The 16586-nt window shown below is 57.6% G+C and carries 13 protein-coding genes and 1 pseudogene; 11 read left to right on the top strand and 3 right to left on the bottom strand.

Features of this window, described 5'->3' with window-relative positions; genetic code table 11:
* Positions 1–26 precede the first annotated feature (26 nt).
* The 4 genes from clpP to BCS36_RS13155 all read left to right on the top strand — a co-directional run bounded on the left by clpP (position 27) and on the right by BCS36_RS13155 (position 5637).
* Positions 27–635 (top strand): ATP-dependent Clp endopeptidase proteolytic subunit ClpP, encoded by a 609-nt coding sequence (gene clpP, locus BCS36_RS13170; protein WP_179979709.1) that lies wholly within the window; start codon positions 27–29, stop codon positions 633–635.
* A 1-nt stretch (position 636) separates the two neighbouring features.
* On the top strand, positions 637–1935 hold the full coding sequence (gene clpX / locus BCS36_RS13165) for an ATP-dependent Clp protease ATP-binding subunit ClpX (protein ID WP_291303330.1): 1299 nt from the start codon (positions 637–639) through the stop codon (positions 1933–1935).
* Positions 1936–2126: 191 nt separating this feature from the next.
* Entirely contained in the window at positions 2127–4568 is a 2442-nt protein-coding gene (gene lon / locus BCS36_RS13160; protein WP_291303329.1) for an endopeptidase La, read from the top strand.
* Between the two features lie 646 nt (positions 4569–5214).
* A complete protein-coding gene (locus BCS36_RS13155; protein WP_179979706.1) occupies positions 5215–5637 on the top strand; it encodes a hypothetical protein in 423 nt (140 codons plus the stop codon).
* Positions 5638–6056: 419 nt separating this feature from the next.
* On the opposite strand, the gene trpB is transcribed toward BCS36_RS13155, so the two are convergent.
* Complete coding sequence (gene trpB / locus BCS36_RS13150) at positions 6057–7268, bottom strand: tryptophan synthase subunit beta (protein WP_291303328.1); 1212 nt, start codon at positions 7266–7268, stop codon at positions 6057–6059.
* A gap of 467 nt (positions 7269–7735) precedes the next feature.
* On the opposite strand from trpB, the gene BCS36_RS13145 reads away from it, so the two are divergent.
* Complete coding sequence (locus BCS36_RS13145; protein ID WP_291303327.1) at positions 7736–8542, top strand: FAD-dependent thymidylate synthase; 807 nt, start codon at positions 7736–7738, stop codon at positions 8540–8542.
* Positions 8543–8790: 248 nt separating this feature from the next.
* On the opposite strand, the gene BCS36_RS13140 is transcribed toward BCS36_RS13145, so the two are convergent.
* The gene (locus tag BCS36_RS13140) at positions 8791–10137 is read right to left on the bottom strand and encodes an O-antigen ligase (protein WP_291303326.1); all 1347 of its coding nucleotides are present in this window, start codon (positions 10135–10137) and stop codon (positions 8791–8793) included.
* Positions 10138–10284: 147 nt separating this feature from the next.
* Here BCS36_RS13140 and BCS36_RS13135 point away from each other — a divergent pair, with 147 nt between their 5' ends.
* The 6 genes from BCS36_RS13135 (at position 10285) to BCS36_RS13110 (ending at position 16116) form a co-directional block, all read left to right on the top strand.
* On the top strand, positions 10285–11001 hold the full coding sequence (locus BCS36_RS13135) for an NYN domain-containing protein (protein ID WP_291303325.1): 717 nt from the start codon (positions 10285–10287) through the stop codon (positions 10999–11001).
* Between the two features lie 236 nt (positions 11002–11237).
* Complete coding sequence (locus BCS36_RS13130; RefSeq protein ID WP_291303324.1) at positions 11238–11981, top strand: basic amino acid ABC transporter substrate-binding protein; 744 nt, start codon at positions 11238–11240, stop codon at positions 11979–11981.
* Between the two features lie 61 nt (positions 11982–12042).
* Positions 12043–12786, top strand: a complete 744-nt coding sequence (locus BCS36_RS13125) for a basic amino acid ABC transporter substrate-binding protein (protein WP_291303323.1) — start codon at positions 12043–12045, stop codon at positions 12784–12786.
* Positions 12787–12868: 82 nt separating this feature from the next.
* Positions 12869–13669, top strand: a complete 801-nt coding sequence (locus tag BCS36_RS13120; RefSeq protein WP_291303322.1) for an amino acid ABC transporter permease — start codon at positions 12869–12871, stop codon at positions 13667–13669.
* Entirely contained in the window at positions 13656–14405 is a 750-nt protein-coding gene (locus BCS36_RS13115) for an amino acid ABC transporter ATP-binding protein (protein ID WP_291303321.1), read from the top strand. Before BCS36_RS13120 ends, BCS36_RS13115 begins: the two co-directional genes overlap by 14 nt.
* 457 nt (positions 14406–14862) lie before the next feature.
* On the top strand, positions 14863–16116 hold the full coding sequence (locus tag BCS36_RS13110) for an MnmA/TRMU family protein (protein ID WP_291303320.1): 1254 nt from the start codon (positions 14863–14865) through the stop codon (positions 16114–16116).
* Between the two features lie 340 nt (positions 16117–16456).
* Here BCS36_RS13110 and BCS36_RS13105 read toward each other — a convergent pair.
* A pseudogene (locus tag BCS36_RS13105) lies at positions 16457–16586 on the bottom strand (IS5/IS1182 family transposase); the annotation flags it as partial.

The following is a 16586-nucleotide window of genomic DNA, read 5'->3' as shown; positions in this document are numbered from 1 at the left end:
CCCTGAGGCCATGTAGTGAGGCTCACATGTCGCTAGTTCCTATGGTTATCGAAACCACTGGCCGTTCCGAACGCGCCTATGATATTTACTCGCGCCTGCTCAAGGACCGTATCGTTCTGCTGGGCTCCGAGGTCAACGACACCGTGGCCTCGCTCATTTGCGCGCAGCTGCTTTTCCTTGAATCGCAGGACCCGGAAAAAGAAATCAATCTTTACATCAACTCTCCTGGCGGATCGGTCACTGCCGGTCTTGCCATTTATGACACCATGCGCTTCATTTCAGCGCCTGTTTCCACGGTATGCATGGGGCGGGCGGCCAGCATGGGCGCCTTCCTTCTGGCTGCGGGCAAGCCTGGCATGCGCTTTGCCCTGCCCAACAGCCAGATCATGATTCATCAGCCTTCGGCGGGCTATCAGGGGCAGGCCACGGATATTGAAATCCATGCCCGTGAGGTGCTCCGCCTCAAGGAACGCCTCAACCGCATGCTTGCCGAACATACCGGTCGCCCCTTCAAGGATATCGTCAAGGCGACCGAACGCGATAACTTTTTGACTCCTGAAGAAGCCAGAGATCTGGGCATCATTGACCGCGTGCTGACTTCGCGCCACGAGATGGCTCAGGAAAAGAGCGAATAATATGGCCAAGAACGACAAACCCACGGTCAGCGAACCTTTGACCTGCTCCTTTTGCGGGCGCAGCGAGCTTGAGGTGCGCAACCTTATCGTGCAGGACGGCGCAAGCATTTGCGACAAGTGCGTCAAAGCCTGCAATGACATCATCGCCCGCGATCAGGTGGAAAGCACCGAGGGCGATGAGCGCCTGCTGTCGCCGCAGGAAATCAAGGACAGACTGGACCAGTACGTCATCGGGCAGCACGAGGCCAAAAAGATTCTTTCAGTGGCCGTGCATAACCACTACAAACGCGTGTTCTACGCTGACGCCATGGGCGATGACGGCGTGGAGCTTGAAAAAAGCAATATCCTGCTGGTCGGGCCCTCGGGCAGCGGCAAAACCCTGCTGGCCAAAACCCTGGCCCGCGTGCTGCGCGTGCCCTTTGCCATAGCCGACGCCACAACCCTGACGGAAGCCGGGTATGTCGGCGAAGATGTGGAAAACATTCTGGTGCAGCTTCTCCAGAATGCGGACTACGATCTTGAAGCCGCGAGCAAGGGCATCATCTATGTGGACGAAATCGACAAGATTTCCCGCAAGGGCGACGGCCCGTCCATCACCCGCGACGTGTCGGGCGAGGGCGTGCAGCAGGCCCTGCTGAAGATCATTGAAGGCACCGAGGCCAACATCCCGCCCAAGGGGGGCCGCAAGCACCCGCAGCAGGAATTCATCCGCATGAACACGAGCAACATCCTGTTCATCGTGGGCGGCGCCTTTGTGGGGCTGGACAAGATTGTGGAATCACGCATGAGCGGCGGAGCCATGGGCTTTGGCGCCAAGGTGCGCGCCAGCAAGGACATGCCCCTGAGCGAACTGCTGGACAGGATTCATCCGCAGGATCTGGTGAAGTTCGGTCTTATCCCCGAATTTGTGGGCCGCATACCCATCATCACCCATGTGGATGAACTTGATGAAGCTGATCTCGTGCGCATTCTCACTGAACCCAAAAACGCCCTGGTGCGCCAGTACCAGAAGCTGTTCGGGTTCGAACACGTGACCCTGCGCTTTACGCCCAATGCCCTCAAGGCCATTGCCGCCAAGGCCATTGAGCGTAAAACCGGCGCTCGCGGTCTGCGCAACGTGATGGAGCGCACCATGCTCGACATCATGTTCAAGCTGCCCTCCATGCCCAACGTGCGTGAATGCCTCATCAATCAGGCCGTCATTGACAAGGGCAAGGAACCTGTACTCCTGTTCGGTGAAACGGGCGAAAGCCCGGTCTCAAAGAGCGGGCAGGCGCAGGCGAGTGGCGACTCCGCATAAACCCGTCTGATCCCGGCCCATATGTTTAACGGGCGCGTGCTGTCGCACGTCGCCCGGCAGCCAAATCTCTGCATCTCTGCGCGAATTTTTTTAAATTCGCGCAGAGCAGTTTACCATTACCGGTAAAACTGCTCTAATCTCCCAGGTTCGGGGCCGATTTGCGCCCCAATACGGCCTTTCAGGGGAAAACTATGACTGAATCCGAACGCGGCACTGTAAAATACGTGGACCTGCCCATCATGCCTTTGCGCGAGGTGGTCATGTTTCCACGTTCCATCATGCCGCTTTTTGTAGGGCGCGAAGCCTCCATCAAAGCCATAGAGGCCGCACAGGCCAGCTTCAGCAAGCAGATTTTTCTGGTCGCCCAGCGCGAGCCGGAACTGGAAAAACCCGAAGCCTCGGATCTTGCCCCCGTGGGCGTGGTCAGCAAGGTTCTTCAGATGCTGCGGCTGCCCGACGGCACCATCAAGGTGCTTTTTGAGGGCATGTACCGCGCCAACTGGGACGATCTGCGCGAAGACGAGCAGTGCGCCATGGTGCGCGTGAACCGTCGCAAAGAGTGGCAGAGCCGCCCCGATGAGCGTGAGGCGCTGGTGCGCGCCGTGCATGAAGCGTTGGAAGAGTTTGCCAAGAACAACAAAAAACTTTCGCAGGAATCCGTGCTCTCCATGATGGCTTTGCACGACTCCGGCTCGCTGGCCGACGCCATTATTCCCAATCTCAAGGTGGACTACCGCAAAAAGCAGGAGGCCCTTGAGCTGGACGACGTGACCGAACGTCTGGAACTGGCCTACGAGATGCTGCACGGCGAAGTTGCGCTGGCCTCTGTGGAAAAGCGCATCAAGAACCGCGTCAAGGTGCAGATGGAGCGCAACCAGCGCGAATACTATCTGAACGAGCAGATCAAGGCCATCAACAAGGAAATGGGGCGCGACGACGATCCTCTGGCCGAAGTGGACGAGCTTGAGCAGAAGATCAAGGGCCGCGACATGCCCGAAGAGGCCCGCCAGAAGGCCCTTGCCGAAGCCAAGAAGCTGCGCAGCATGCCGCCTTCGGCCGCCGAATACACGGTGGTGCGCAACTATGTGGACTGGATTCTCGACCTGCCCTGGAATGACCTCAAGCAGATAGATATTGATATCGAAAAGGCGCGCGCCATTCTTGACGGCGACCACTACGGGCTGGAAAAACCCAAGGAGCGCATCCTTGAGTATCTGGCCGTGCAAAAGCTTTCGCACGGGCTCAAGGGACCCATTCTCTGTCTTGTGGGCCCCCCTGGCGTGGGCAAGACGTCGCTGGCCAAATCCGTGGCCAAGGCCACGGGGCGTGATTTTGTGCGCCTGTCCCTTGGCGGCGTGCGCGACGAAGCCGAAATTCGCGGCCACCGTCGTACCTACGTAGGGGCGCTGCCGGGCAAGATCATCCAGTCCCTCAAAAGGGTGAAGTACAATAACCCCCTGTTCTGCTTGGATGAAGTGGACAAGATGACCTCCGACTACCGTGGGGACCCCTCTTCGGCCCTGCTGGAGGTTCTGGACCCGGAACAGAACCATACCTTTATGGATCACTATCTGGATCTGGAATACGATCTGTCCAAGATATTCTTCATTACCACGGCCAACTCGTTGCACAGCATCCCCGTGCCCTTGCTGGACCGTATGGAGATCATCGAGCTTAACAGCTACCTTGAGACGGAAAAACGCCATATCGCCCGGCATTTTCTCCTGCCGCGCCAGATTGAGGAACACGGCCTCAAGGAAAGCAATATCCGCGTGTCGGACAATGCCATCCTTGAAATCATCCGTTCCTACACCCGCGAGGCTGGCGTACGTAACCTTGAGCGCGAAATTGCCGCCCTGTGCCGCAAAACAGCCATCAAGCTCGTGGAAGAGGACAACCTGGACAAGTGCGTGAACATTTCGCGCCAGAGCCTGCCTTCCATCCTGGGCGTCAAAAAATACCGGCATGACGAGCGTGAGGCCGCGCCGCAGGTGGGCGTGTGCGCCGGGCTTGCCTATAACCAGCGCGGCGGCGAAATACTGCTGGTGGAGACCACCCTCATGGCCGGCTCCGGCCACGTGGTCACCACAGGCAAGCTGGGCGAGGTCATGACCGAGTCGGCCAAGGCGGCGCTTTCCTATGTGCGTTCGCGGGCCGAAGTGCTTGGGCTTGACACCCGCTTCCACCGCAAGGTGGACATTCACGTCCATGTGCCCTCTGGGGCCACACCCAAGGACGGCCCTTCGGCGGGCATCACCCTGGCCACGTCCATCACGTCGGCCCTGCTGGGCATACCTGTGCGCAACGACGTGGCCATGACAGGCGAAATATCGCTGCGCGGGCGCGTGCTGCCCATCGGCGGCCTGCGTGAAAAACTGCTGGCGGCGCGCCGTAGCGGCATCAAAAAGGTGCTCATGCCCCGCGACAACGAAAAAGACCTCAAGGAAGTGCCCGATGAGGTGCTGAAGGATCTTGAGATCGTCTTTGTGGATCATGTGGACGAGGTGCTGCCTCAGGCTCTGGACGCCAGCGTGGAGGAGATTTTCTCCGGTCGGGCGACGGCTCAGCCTATTTGCCGCATTCTGCGTCCCGAAAAGCACGAAGGCGAAACCAAAAAGCAGCCCGCGCAATAGCGCAGGAGTATATTGAAATACTTTGTGGGTGAGAGGTAAAATGCTTAGTGGGGGAGGGACCCTTTTACAAAAGGGTCTCCTCCCCCACGCCCCCACCCCCTAAAACTCTTATTGTAAGTTAGGGCATGTTGCCGTTGAAAAGGGTAACTGTTTTAGCGATAAGCAATAATAGAAACGCATCAACCCGCCTTGGCGGGTTGATGCGTTTCTGAGCATGTGCGCCGTACAGGGGCCGCGCCGCTGCCGCTTGGTGTGACGGAAAAACACAGGGTTTTGCTGGTGATGAATATGGGGCGGGCAATGCTGCTGCGGCGCAGGGGCTGCCGCGGCTTGCCGGGCATTCAGCCGAATACGTGCGGCAATTGTTTTGCGTATGATCTGTCGTGCTGGACCCTGCGCCGTGGAGAAATATCTTCGGGGTTGCCCGTAGGGGCATGGTCCGCAACGGTTCGTGAAGTTGGGAAAAAGAGCATGTCGCGGCTTTGCCTTGCGGCTGCGTTCAGGCCGTCAATGGTCTGACAAATTAGTGTCGTGTTTATTTAAGTATCTTAAATTAAAGTATAAAATATCATTGGCAAGACCTTTGCAAACAATCTGTGCACGAAAGCGTTATCATTGTGCATCCCATTGTTTCTGGAGGTCCGGCATGTTTTTTTTACTCGGTGGTCAGGAAAAAAAGGCTCGCAAAGCTGAAAAGCAGGCGCGTGTGTCAGACGCCACCGCGCGCATACGTGAAGTGTTTCTGGCCGGGCGATTCCCCGTGGTGACCACGCATCAGGTGGAAGGGCGGCGTATTGCCAAGGTGCTGGGGCTCGTGTGCTGCCGGGGTTTTGACTCCGAGGAAGCCTTTTTCGGCATGGCGGCGCGCGCCATGAACAAAGGCGCGCAAGCCATCGTGGGCTACAATGAAAACGTGGCTTTCCATCCTGACGGCAGTAAGTATTTTTCCTGCTTCGGTACGGCTGTCATGTTTGAATATGACCCCGCTGATCCGGAAGCGCTGCCCATCATGTTGCAGCACAAATTCAGGGCGCAGGAACAGCTTTCGGCGCTCAATGAAGTTATATAAACAGCATCAGGGCAGGGCAGTCTTACGTTGAAGCTGCCCTGTCGGCTCCGTGGGCAGGCGCTTGCCGCGCAGGTGCAAGCGCAGGTTCCCGCGCAAAAAACGGCGAAACGGGTGTGCCATCAGTTTTGAAAATGTTTGTTCTCAGGCTGGTCTGCTTCAGACGGAGCGTATGCCTGTGCGGGCAGATGTTCGCTGCGAGGCGCGGGTAGTATGCCGGGCGGCAAATTTATGGCGCTTGCGGGCCGTGCGCGTAACGTAGCCGCGAGCAGTTCAAGTGCAACTGCTCCAGACTGATCCATGTGTTTAGATTTTCAGCCTCTAAGCCTCAGGCGTGTGCCCGCCAAAAGGCCAGCAAAGGCCCCCGTCCAGTGGACGGGGGCCTTTGCTGTATCGGTCTGCGCCCTTGTGGCAATCAAAGCCTATATTTCGCCTTTTTCCATCATTTCAGCTATCTGGGCCACGTCCTTGTCGCCACGGCCAGACAGGTTGACCAGCAGTATGGCGCTGTCGGGCATGGCAGGGGCCATCTTCATAGCATGGGCCAGGGCATGCGAAGACTCAAGAGCGGGAATGATGCCTTCATGCCTGGACAGGGCAAAGAAGGCGTCCAGGGCTTCCTTGTCCGTAATGCTGACGTATTCGGCGCGCCCCGCGTCCTTGAGCATGGAATGCTCCGGCCCGACGGAAGGGTAGTCCAGCCCGGCGGAGATGGAGTACACCGCTGCGGCGTCGCCTTTTTCGTCCTTGAGCATATAGGAGTTGAAACCGTGCAGCACCCCAGGCTCGCCAAGGCAGAGCGAAGCGGCGTGCTGGCCGTATTCGTTGCCCAGCCCGCCGGGCTCCACGCCAATGAGGCGCACGCCCGCGTCATTCAGAAAACCGGAAAAAATGCCGATGGCGTTGGAGCCGCCGCCCACGCAGGCCAGGGCAGCGTCAGGCAGGCGGCCACAGGCTTCAAGCATCTGTGCGCGGGCTTCGCTGCCCACTATGGACTGGAACTGACGCACCATATACGGGTAGGGGTGCGGGCCCACGGCCGAGCCAAGCACATAGAACATTTCGTCGTCAGCCACCCACAGGCCCAGGGCTTCGTCCACGGCCTCCTTGAGGGTGCGCTGCCCTGACATGGCGGCCACCACTTCCGCTCCGAGCATGCGCATGCGGATGACGTTGAGGCGCTGACGCTCCATGTCCACCTCACCCATGCAGATGGTGCACTTGAGCCCCATCAGGGCTGCGGTGGCCGCTGTCGCCACGCCATGCTGCCCGGCGCCGGTTTCGGCGATGACGCGCGTTTTTCCCATCCGTTTGGCCAGCAGGCACTGCCCGAGGGTGTTGTTGATTTTGTGCGCGCCAAGATGGTTGAGGTCTTCGCGTTTAAGCCATATCTGCGCGCCGCCAAGCGTGCGGCTCAGGTTGGCGCAGTGAAAAACCGGGCTGGGGCGGCCTGTATAATGAAGAAACAGGTCGTCCAGTTCGCGCAGAAATCCGGGATCGGCCAGGGCAGCCTCCATGGCCGCAGTCAGTTCGTCCAGGCGGGCCTTTACGGAATCAGGAACAAACTGGCCGCCGTAAGCGCCGAAAAAACCGCTGCTGTCCGGTTTGCCATGTGGGGCGGAATGCTGGCTCATGTACTCTCCTTGCTGTAAGAAAACACTGATTAAAAAGCCTTTTGGAAACGCGCAGTTGTTTCGTTTGGCAAGGCGTGATCTTTTTTTGAAGCAGGAGTGGACTCTTCCGTCCTCGACTGTTTCAAAAAAGTGAAGCAACGCCGCCAAACGGAATAAATCAGCGTTTCCCTATAGCTCATGGGTGCGTAGTGCTGCGTCTCCGTCATTGTGCCGAGGTCAGGGCGATGGTCGCAGAAGGGCAGCCTGTCGGCTGCGGCAGGTGCGTGTCCTGAAAACGGTAAGCGCCGGAAAACGGTTCTCACTCTGGCTTTTTGGGCCTGCGGTGTCAAGATATGTGCTCGCGCCGGCGCGCTGCGACGTTGGATCGCAACCGCCGTAACCTTGTGATTTTGAGCGCTCATCTTGCCGCTGAAAGCTGTTTCGCATATGCTTGCCAGGGCAGCGGTAGTCCGCGCCAGGGAGGTGTAATGCTGGACGAAAAATTTACTGGCAACGGCAAAGTGGTGCTGCTGGCCGGCGGCGGAAAAATCTATACGGATATCGCGGCCCGTTTTGTGCGCAGCGAGCGTGAACTTGAAGACATCGTGGCCTCGCCCTATTCCAAAAAAATCGTTGAGAATATCCTGTCTTCCGGGCACCGGGCCGCGCTGGAATTTGATTTTTTCATTTTCGGCCTTGAGGGATATTCGCGCGTTACTGAAACCCAGCTTGTGCGCAAGCGTCTGGCCTCCTATCTTATCAAGTCCGGCAGGGCAGAGTTGGGCGGCAAGCGCCGTTATTCAGTGGTGTACCCGCGCAACGCTGCGGAATTTACCGCGCAGGTGACCCTGCCTGACGGAGGCACTGTCAACCTGAGTGGGCACGATCTGGCGGATATAGGCCGCCAGTGGTACGATGCCGGGCTCGACGCGGGGCTGCCTGAAGAAGACCTGCGCTATCTGAAGCCCCAGGCCACGGAGTTCAAAGCCATTGTGGGCATGAACGCCCACGCTCTGCTGGACTGGTTTTCCATCCGCTGTTGTCGCAATGCCCAGTATGAGATTAGGCATCTTGCGTGGCAGATGCTGAACCTGTGCCGCAAGGCTGCCCCTGATCTTTTTGCCGGTGCTGGCCCCAATTGCGTGCAGATGGGCTACTGCCCGGAAAACGCGCTCCAGAATGCGCGGTGCAGGGGCCGCATCATCACCAAGGATGAAGCCATGGCTCTGTTGCGCGCCAACAGGAATGCCGGTGCGGGAACGCCTCCCTCTGCCGACGAATTTGTCGGAGAGTAAGTTGCCTCTTTGGCGCAACCTTGCTTGCTGTTCGTGCAGGGCGTCCCTTGCGCAGCGTGCTGCTGCCTGTTTCTCATAAAAGCCCTGACAGTGAACCGGGGCAGCCACCCGTAAGGGCCTCTTCATCCTGAACTGCTCTGGCGTTTGCGCGGGCCGCCGCCAGCACTCGCCGCCTGATTGAAAAAAGCGGGACCGGAACCCGTGTTCCGGCCCCGCCGTGATATCCGAAAGCGGTATTTTACGTAATCTTACGCTTGTGGCGGCGCCCCGGGCCTGCCTGATGTTTCAATGGGCGCAGGCCGCGCGCCATCCACTGCGGGGCCGTTGACAACCGCGCCGATCATGACGCCCAGATGCCCCATGGCAAGGGCCAGCCACCAAACGCGATAAAAGTCGTGCCCGAAGATGCCGTTGAACAGCCATGCCACAAAGCCTATCCAGAACCATGCCGTCATATGCCAGTAGACGCCGGTTCTTCCATGAGAGCGTTCGACCAGAAGCTGTGGCCGGATGCGTTGATAGCCCCACCAGCTGAAGCCCAGCAGAAAGATCATGCCGAGCGTGAAGCCGACCAGACCGTGCGCGTACAACATATCAAGGTAGAGGTTGTGCGGATGGCTGATGGTGATGAGGTCTTTTTCCGGCACAAGGCCAAGAGCGCGAAAGGCCGCGTTGTACTGCCCGGCCCCGGCCCCGAACCACGGGTGTTCAAGAAAAACGCGCCAACCCAGCTTCCACAGGCTCCATCTGCCGTCGTCCACCACCGCGTCCATGCGGGCGCGGCCCTGCGCCAGAAGAATCAACAACAGGGCCGCAGCGGCGAAGAGCAGGCTTTTCCAGCGGTTGCCCGCGCTTGACAGCAAAAACCACAGTCCCAGGGCAGCTGCAACGGCCAGCGCGCCGCTACGGCTGCCAGCGCCCGCAAGCAGAAAAAATGCGGGCCACAGGGTTGCCGTGCAGAGCAGCAGCGCGGGCAGGCGTGAAAAATACTGGCGCAAAATGTACCACAGACTGAAGGCGGGGATGAGGGCCAGGGCAATGTAGTTGCCCACCTCGTAATCGTCAAAACTGCCAGTAAGACGTCCGCTGCTCGGCGGGTAGCCCATAAGAAAATCTTTGCCGGTCAGGGCCTGGCATACGCCGTCCAGCCCTTGCCAGAACACGGCCAGAACACTGGCCCACACCAGCCGACGCAGATCTTTTTCACTGCGCACGCACTCCATGGCGATAAAGGGCAGAATAAAGCCCTTGTTCAGGCCGGAGCCGGCATGCAGCAGCGAAGAGCCCACATTGCCGGAAAAGACGACGCCAATAAGAACCATAAGGCCGAAACAGACAAAAAGCGGCCAGGCTCCGAGTCGGCGCAGCACGCTGCCCTGCCAGTTGTGACGGTAGTAGAGGGCAAGAAAGACCAGGCAGACCAGGGGCATGACGTCCCGGACAGCATAGCCCATAGGAAACGTGACCAGTGAGATCCAGAAGGACCAGAACAGGCAGGAAAACCAGCGCTCGGCCGGGGGAGATTGCCGGAAAGCCTCTGCCTGCGCGCGAAAGGCGGCCAGACGGGCTTTGCCGTATTCCAGCAAGTTATCCACTGTTCCTCCATACCGAAAATTTGTATTGGCTTGTAATCAATTTACAATAGCCCGCAGGCCCAGGCAATTCAAGTAGGGCAAAAACCTTGCCATCTGATGGCAGGCAAAATATACTAAGCTAATTCGTTAGCTTACTATGAGGACACCATGGCACGATTTACAGGATTTGATGAGGTTTACAGCGCTCTTTATGTTGATTTCGACAATATCTTTACCCGGTTTCTTGAAATTGATCCCGAAGCCGCCCGGGCTTTTGGTTCCGCGCCCTACCGCTGGGTGCGCTGGATAGAAAATCACGCCTTGCGCATTCTTTATGGTGAAGGCGTTCGCCGCCGTATTCTGAAGCGCATGTGCTATCTTAATCCGCAGCGTTATCAGGAGTTTCGCAACTTCTTCATCCGCAGCGCCTTTCAGGTGGTGGACTGCCCGCCGCTCACATCGCGGGGCAAAACCAGCACTGACATCCATCTGGTTATGGACTGCATGGATGATCTTTCACATTCAACCAAGTTTGACGAATTCATCATCCTTTCAGGTGATGCCGATTTTACGCCCCTGCTTATCCGTCTTCAGGAACATGCCCGCCGCACCCTGGTGCTTTCAGTTGGATACTCCTCCCCGGCGTATACGGCTGCCGCGTCCTGGCGTATCCGTGAAGACTGGTTTTTGCAACAGGCGCTGCGTGACGACCGTGATGACCTTGACGGCGAAGCGGTGTACGCTGCCGGAAAGCCGGTTTCCAACGCCTTGCCGCATGCCCGAAAAATTGACGCGGTGGAGAGCAACGGCTACGGCCCACGCCATGAGGATATCTCACTGGGTGAGCCGGAAAACAACGATCCCACCCCTGGCAATACCTGGTAGTCGCAATCTTGCCCTACCGCTTTTTGGCAACCCCTGTGCTTGACGCAGGGCGCGCCCAACGCTAAAGAAGAACACGCTCTTTTCTGGCTGCCCGCCCCGTACTGGTGGCACTGCGCATTCCGGTAAAAACGGTCCAATCACGGTCTGTTTGCCGCATTAGCGGTATTGCGGAGCTGGCGTCCCCCCACAGACGCCATGGGCGGCGGGCTTTGAAGGAAACCATTTTAGGAGGTCCCATGCTTCGCCGAATTGCCCTCGCCATGATTGGTCTCGTTCTTATGTGCAGTCCCGCTTTGGCGGCTGAAAAAATCATAGTTGCCAGCGACTGCACCTGGCCGCCGATGGAAATGCTTGATGCCAACAAGAAACCCGAAGGATACTCCACCGACTACCTGTATGCCATTGGCAAGGCGGTAGGGATGGACATGGAAGTCCGCAACGTGGCCTGGGACGGCATCTTCAGCGGCATAACCACTGGCCAGTATGATATTGTGGCTTCTTCCGTCACCATTACGCCCGAGCGCCAGAAGCAGTTTGACTTTACCGACCCGTACTACGAAGTGGTGCAGGCCGTGGTCGTGCCCGAAGGCAAGAGCGTCAAGAGTCTTGCCGATCTTAAAGGCAAAAAGGTTGGCGGCCAGATAGGCACCACAGGCATCTTTGTGCTGCGCAAGGCCAATGTGGGCGCTGACATCAAGGAATATGACGATGTGGGCCTGGCCATGCAGGATCTCATGAACAATCGCATTGACGCTGTCATCTGTGATGATCCCGTGGCCATGTACTATGCCAACAAAAAGGCTGACACCGCTGGCAAGCTGAACCTTTCGTACAAGACGGACGAAAAGGAATACTACGGCTTCACCGTGCGCAAGGGCCGCAAGGACCTTGTCGAAAAGCTCAACAAGGGCATCAAGCAGGTGAAGGCGTCCGGCGAGGAAGCCAAAATTATTGAAAAATGGATGGGCAAATCCAACTAGCCCGTAAGAAAGCGCTGCTGATATCCGCCAGCAACGTTTTGCCGCACGTTAAGGAGGTTTCATGATCCGTCGTCTTACTCTTGCCCTGCTGACCCTGGCCCTGCTTTGCGGTCAGGCCGTGGCCGCCGAAAAATACATTGTGGCCACAGACTGCACCTGGCCCCCCATGGAATATCTTGATGAAAACAAGCAACCCGTGGGCTTTGACGTGGACTTCATCACTGAAGTCGGCAAGGCTGCCGGATTTGAAGTTGATGTGCGCAATATTGCCTGGGACGGTATCTTCGGCGGTGTGGCCACCGGCCAGTACGACATCGTGGCTGCCGCCACCACCATTACGCCCGAACGCCAGAAGCAGTTCGACTTCTCTGATCCTTACTATGAAGTGGCGCAGGCGGTTGTGCTGCCCGCTGGCAAGAGCATCAAGAACCTTGAAGACCTCAAGGGTAAAAAGGTCGGCGGCCAGATAGGCACCACCGGCGTGTTTGTTGTCCGCAAGTCCGGCGTGCCCGTGGATCTCAAGGAATACGACGATGTGGGCCTGGCCATTCAGGACATGCTCGGCGGCCGTATTGACGCCGTCATCTGCGATGACCCCGTTGCCATGTACTACGCCAACAAGAAGGCCGATACCGCCGGCAAGCTGAACCTTTCGTACAAGACGGACGAAAAGGAATACTACGGCTTCACCGTGCGCAAGGGCCGCAAGGACCTTGTTGAAAAGCTGAACAAGGGCATCAAGGCAGTGAAGGCTTCCGGCGTTGAAGCCAAGCTGCTTGAAAAGTGGATGGGCGCGTCCAAGTAGACAGGCTCCGCCGTCATGATTTTACAGGGTGTCCGGGCCGCAAGGTCCGGACACCGCAGCCGTACTGACCTGAAGGATTGAGATGCACGACAAAAAAGATGGAAGCAAGGGCAATATCATCATGGTCACGGATGGGGCTTCCATCCCTGATCCTCGTGAATGGCGTCTGATAAACGCATGGTCTATTGCTCTGGTAGGGGCCATTTCCGCTTTGTTCGCCCTGTGCCTCTGCTGGCCCGAACCCTATTTGCGCATTTTGCTCTATTTGCCTGACGGCGTTTTGATTACCTTCAAGATCACCGTTCTTTCCATATGCTGTGCTGTGCCTCTGGGGCTTTTAACGGGCCTCGGGCGCATTTCAAACAATCGCCTTATCAATCTTATCGCCTCCACCTACGTGGAGGTGATCCGCGGTATCCCGCTGCTGGTACAGATTTTTTATATCTATTATGCGCTTTCGCGTTTTGTGCAGGTCAGCGGCGTTACTTCCGCCGTGGTTGCCATCAGTTTCTGTTACGGCGCTTATATGGGCGAGGTTTTTCGCGCGGGGATCACGGCCATCAACAAGGGGCAGAGTGAAGCGGCCCGTTCGCTGGGTTTCAATGGTTTTCAGACCATGCGCTATGTGGTGCTGCCCCAGGCCATGCGCACCATTTTGCCCCCAGTGGGCAATGAATGTATCGCCATGCTCAAGGATACCTCGCTTGTGTCCATCATGGCCGTGCCGGACATCATGCAGCGGGCCAGAAGCTTCGTGGGCACCACCTACCTCTACTTTGAGACCTACACTGTGGTGGCCTTGCTATACCTTATCATCACGCTCATGCTTTCCAAAACCGTGAGCATTATGGAATCCAGGCTGAACTATTATGACGGAAAGTAGCACCACCGCCCCCATTATCACCATTCGCAACGTCTGGAAGTATTTCGACTCGCTGCCCGCGCTGCAGGACGTGAGCCTGGATATCGCGCCCGGCGAACGCGTGGTCATCATCGGCCCCTCCGGATCGGGCAAGTCGACCCTGTTGCGCTCCATCAACCGGCTGGAAGAGATCGATCAGGGCAAAATTGTGGTCAAGGGTCAGGACATCATGAGCCCTGACAATGACATCAACCTGATCCGCCAGAATCTTGGCATGGTCTTTCAGCAGTTTAACCTGTTCCCCCACAAGACTGTTCTGGAAAACCTGACGCTCGCTCCCATCAAGCTGCGCAAGCTTACGCGCGAAGAGGCCGAAGCCCGCGCCCTTGGTCTGCTCAAAAAGGTGGGCATCAGCGAGAAGGCCAATGTGTACCCGGCCATGCTCTCCGGCGGCCAGCAGCAGCGCGTGGCCATCGCCCGCGCCCTGGCCATGCAGCCCGCCATCATGCTGTTTGACGAACCCACCTCGGCCCTTGACCCCGAAATGGTGGGCGAAGTGCTGGACGTTATGGTCAAACTGGCGGAAGAAGGCATGACCATGGTCTGTGTTACCCACGAAATGGGATTTGCCCGCACCGTGGCAGACAGGCTCATTTTTATGGATCAGGGGCAGATTGTGGAGCAGGGCAGGCCTGAAACCCTGTTCACAACCCCACGGCATCCCCGCCTGCGCCAGTTCCTCAATCAGATTCTGTAATTGCCGTCAGGCGCTCTTTTGTTGGGGAAAGAAAGCTCTTGCACGCAAGGGCTTTCTTTCCCCAAACCGTATCCTGCCCAGAACAGGTTTTTTTGAAATGCTTTGTGGGGCAGAGTAACTTTGAAATGCTTCACATTCCAAAGTTTTCATTCAGCCGAAAAATGCGATTTGCGACAGCCATCAGCAGGCTGCCCGTTCTATTAACCAATTGCTGTCTTTATCCGTAGCTTCCTTCATCGCAACGGCTAAAGCTTGGCTGAATCCACGCCACGTTGTGGCGCGCTGCACTTTCGTGCAGCATTAGAGCATTTACACTTTTTCAAAGCTAAAATATTCTAAAACTTCTACTATAGTTCACAATGTTACAAAGAGTGTTCTGACCTGTATCTAGGCTCCCGAAGGCAAGCCTTCAAGGTGCCATGCCAAACTCAAAGTTGAAATGCTCTAAGGATTACCTATGGCCGTGAGCAATACCACCACATCCCCCTGCACTGTGGCAGTGGCTGTCAGCGGGGGGGTGGACAGCCTTTGCGCCCTTGTCATGCTGCGTCAGGCAGGGCACAGGGTACTGGCCCTGCACGGTCTTTTTTTGCCGGAAGCCGAGCTTGCGCCGCCGCCCGGCCTCGAAGAGGCCTGCGCGGTTCTAGACGTGCCCCTGCATATTGCCGATCTGCGTCCGGTTTTCCAGCGTGAGGTGCTGGCTCCTTTTGCCGCTGCCTATGCGGCGGGCCGCACGCCCAACCCCTGCGCCCTGTGCAACAGAGCCATCAAGTTCGGGGCATTGCTGGACGCCGCGCAAAAGCTTGGCGCGCAAAAGCTGGCCACCGGGCATTACGCGCGGCTTGTAAGCGCGCCAGAAGAGGACGTGCCGGAAAGCCGCGTGATGGGGCGCTCGGGCCGAGAACATACGAGCCACGACGACACGGCCCTAAAGGCTACATGCCAAGAGAATACAGCCCACGACGATACGCTCCACCTGCCCCTGCTGGCCGCCGCGCATGACGCGACCAAGGACCAGAGCTATTTTTTGAGCCTCGTGCCACGGGCGCGGCTGGCGCACGCCTGTTTTCCCCTGGCTGATCAGGATAAAACCCGCACCCGCGAAATTGTGGCGCAGGCAGGCCTGACGGTTCCCCTGCCCAGTGAGAGCCAGGATATCTGTTTTGCCCCGGCAGTGGGAGATTCCGCAGATCAGGCATCAAGCGGCGGTTCCGTTTCTGAGGCGTACCGGCCATTTCTTGAGCGCCACTGGCAGGCGGCGTCCATCATGCCTCCCGGCCCTGGCCCTGTTGTTTTACGGAGCGCAGACGGCACGCGCCGGGAGATAGCTCGCCATAAGGGACTCTGGCGCTATACCGAAGGGCAGCGCAAGGGTCTGGGAATCGCTCACAGCGAGCCTCTGTACGTGCTTGCCAAGGATGGTTTTGCCAATACGCTGGTTGTGGGGCCGCGTGCCCTGTTGGGCGTCGCCCGCTGCACCACCGGCATCGCCAACGTGGCCTTGCCGACGCAATACTGGCGGCGCGAAGTGTTGGTGCGTCTGCGCCACAGGCACAGGCCTGCGCCCGCCAGCGTGCGTCTGGATGTGGAAGGCCGCCTTGAAATAGCGTTTGCCGAACCACAGTTTCCTTCCGCCCCCGGACAGGTGGCCGCAGTCTATGACGCCGCAGGCCGCGTTCTGGCTGCGGGAATCGTGGAATTTATGGAATAGGTCGGTCAGGGGCTGTGCGACACGGCGGGGTAGTCTTTTGCGGCCTGCGCTGCTGGACGCTGGAACTGGTCACTGTTGCAGCGGCACACTTTTAAGGCTTCACCACGCTCGTTCCGGCTTTTGAGAGCGCAAAGTATTTGCGCAGATACGTTGCGCTCACGTCTTAGCGAGCGTCTGTCCCTCAATTGCAGGAAAATTTCAACGTGAATTGTATAAAAGGCTCCGCGCGGCACTGCCGCACGGAGCCTTTTTGCGTAGTATTTGTGCGCTCGTCCGTTTGTAAATCAGGATATGTCATTCTGTTGAAAAAAGATTTCTCTCTAGATAGTGTCTACACGAGTTATGATAAAAGTTTCAGCCACAGAGCAATGCACCGTATTCGCACGGCAGCAGCGAACGCTGCGAGTGTTTTTGCATACCTAGTAGCAATGCCTCGCCACCTCTTCAGGTGCAAAAAAGCATTCTCTACC

This window comes from Desulfovibrio sp. MES5, from assembly GCF_002237645.1.
Lineage (GTDB): Bacteria > Desulfobacterota > Desulfovibrionia > Desulfovibrionales > Desulfovibrionaceae > Desulfovibrio.
This window is presented reverse-complemented; position numbering and strand designations above follow the sequence as displayed.

Coding starts and splice junctions, on each gene's coding strand:
- clpP (WP_179979709.1), top strand. CDS start 27: ATGTCGCTAGTTCCTATGGTTATCGAAACCACTGGCCGTTCCGAACGC.
- clpX (WP_291303330.1), top strand. CDS start 637: ATGGCCAAGAACGACAAACCCACGGTCAGCGAACCTTTGACCTGCTCC.
- lon (WP_291303329.1), top strand. CDS start 2,127: ATGACTGAATCCGAACGCGGCACTGTAAAATACGTGGACCTGCCCATC.
- BCS36_RS13155 (WP_179979706.1), top strand. CDS start 5,215: ATGTTTTTTTTACTCGGTGGTCAGGAAAAAAAGGCTCGCAAAGCTGAA.
- trpB (WP_291303328.1), bottom strand. CDS start 7,268: ATGAGCCAGCATTCCGCCCCACATGGCAAACCGGACAGCAGCGGTTTT.
- BCS36_RS13145 (WP_291303327.1), top strand. CDS start 7,736: ATGCTGGACGAAAAATTTACTGGCAACGGCAAAGTGGTGCTGCTGGCC.
- BCS36_RS13135 (WP_291303325.1), top strand. CDS start 10,285: ATGGCACGATTTACAGGATTTGATGAGGTTTACAGCGCTCTTTATGTT.
- BCS36_RS13130 (WP_291303324.1), top strand. CDS start 11,238: ATGCTTCGCCGAATTGCCCTCGCCATGATTGGTCTCGTTCTTATGTGC.
- BCS36_RS13125 (WP_291303323.1), top strand. CDS start 12,043: ATGATCCGTCGTCTTACTCTTGCCCTGCTGACCCTGGCCCTGCTTTGC.
- BCS36_RS13120 (WP_291303322.1), top strand. CDS start 12,869: ATGCACGACAAAAAAGATGGAAGCAAGGGCAATATCATCATGGTCACG.
- BCS36_RS13115 (WP_291303321.1), top strand. CDS start 13,656: ATGACGGAAAGTAGCACCACCGCCCCCATTATCACCATTCGCAACGTC.
- BCS36_RS13110 (WP_291303320.1), top strand. CDS start 14,863: ATGGCCGTGAGCAATACCACCACATCCCCCTGCACTGTGGCAGTGGCT.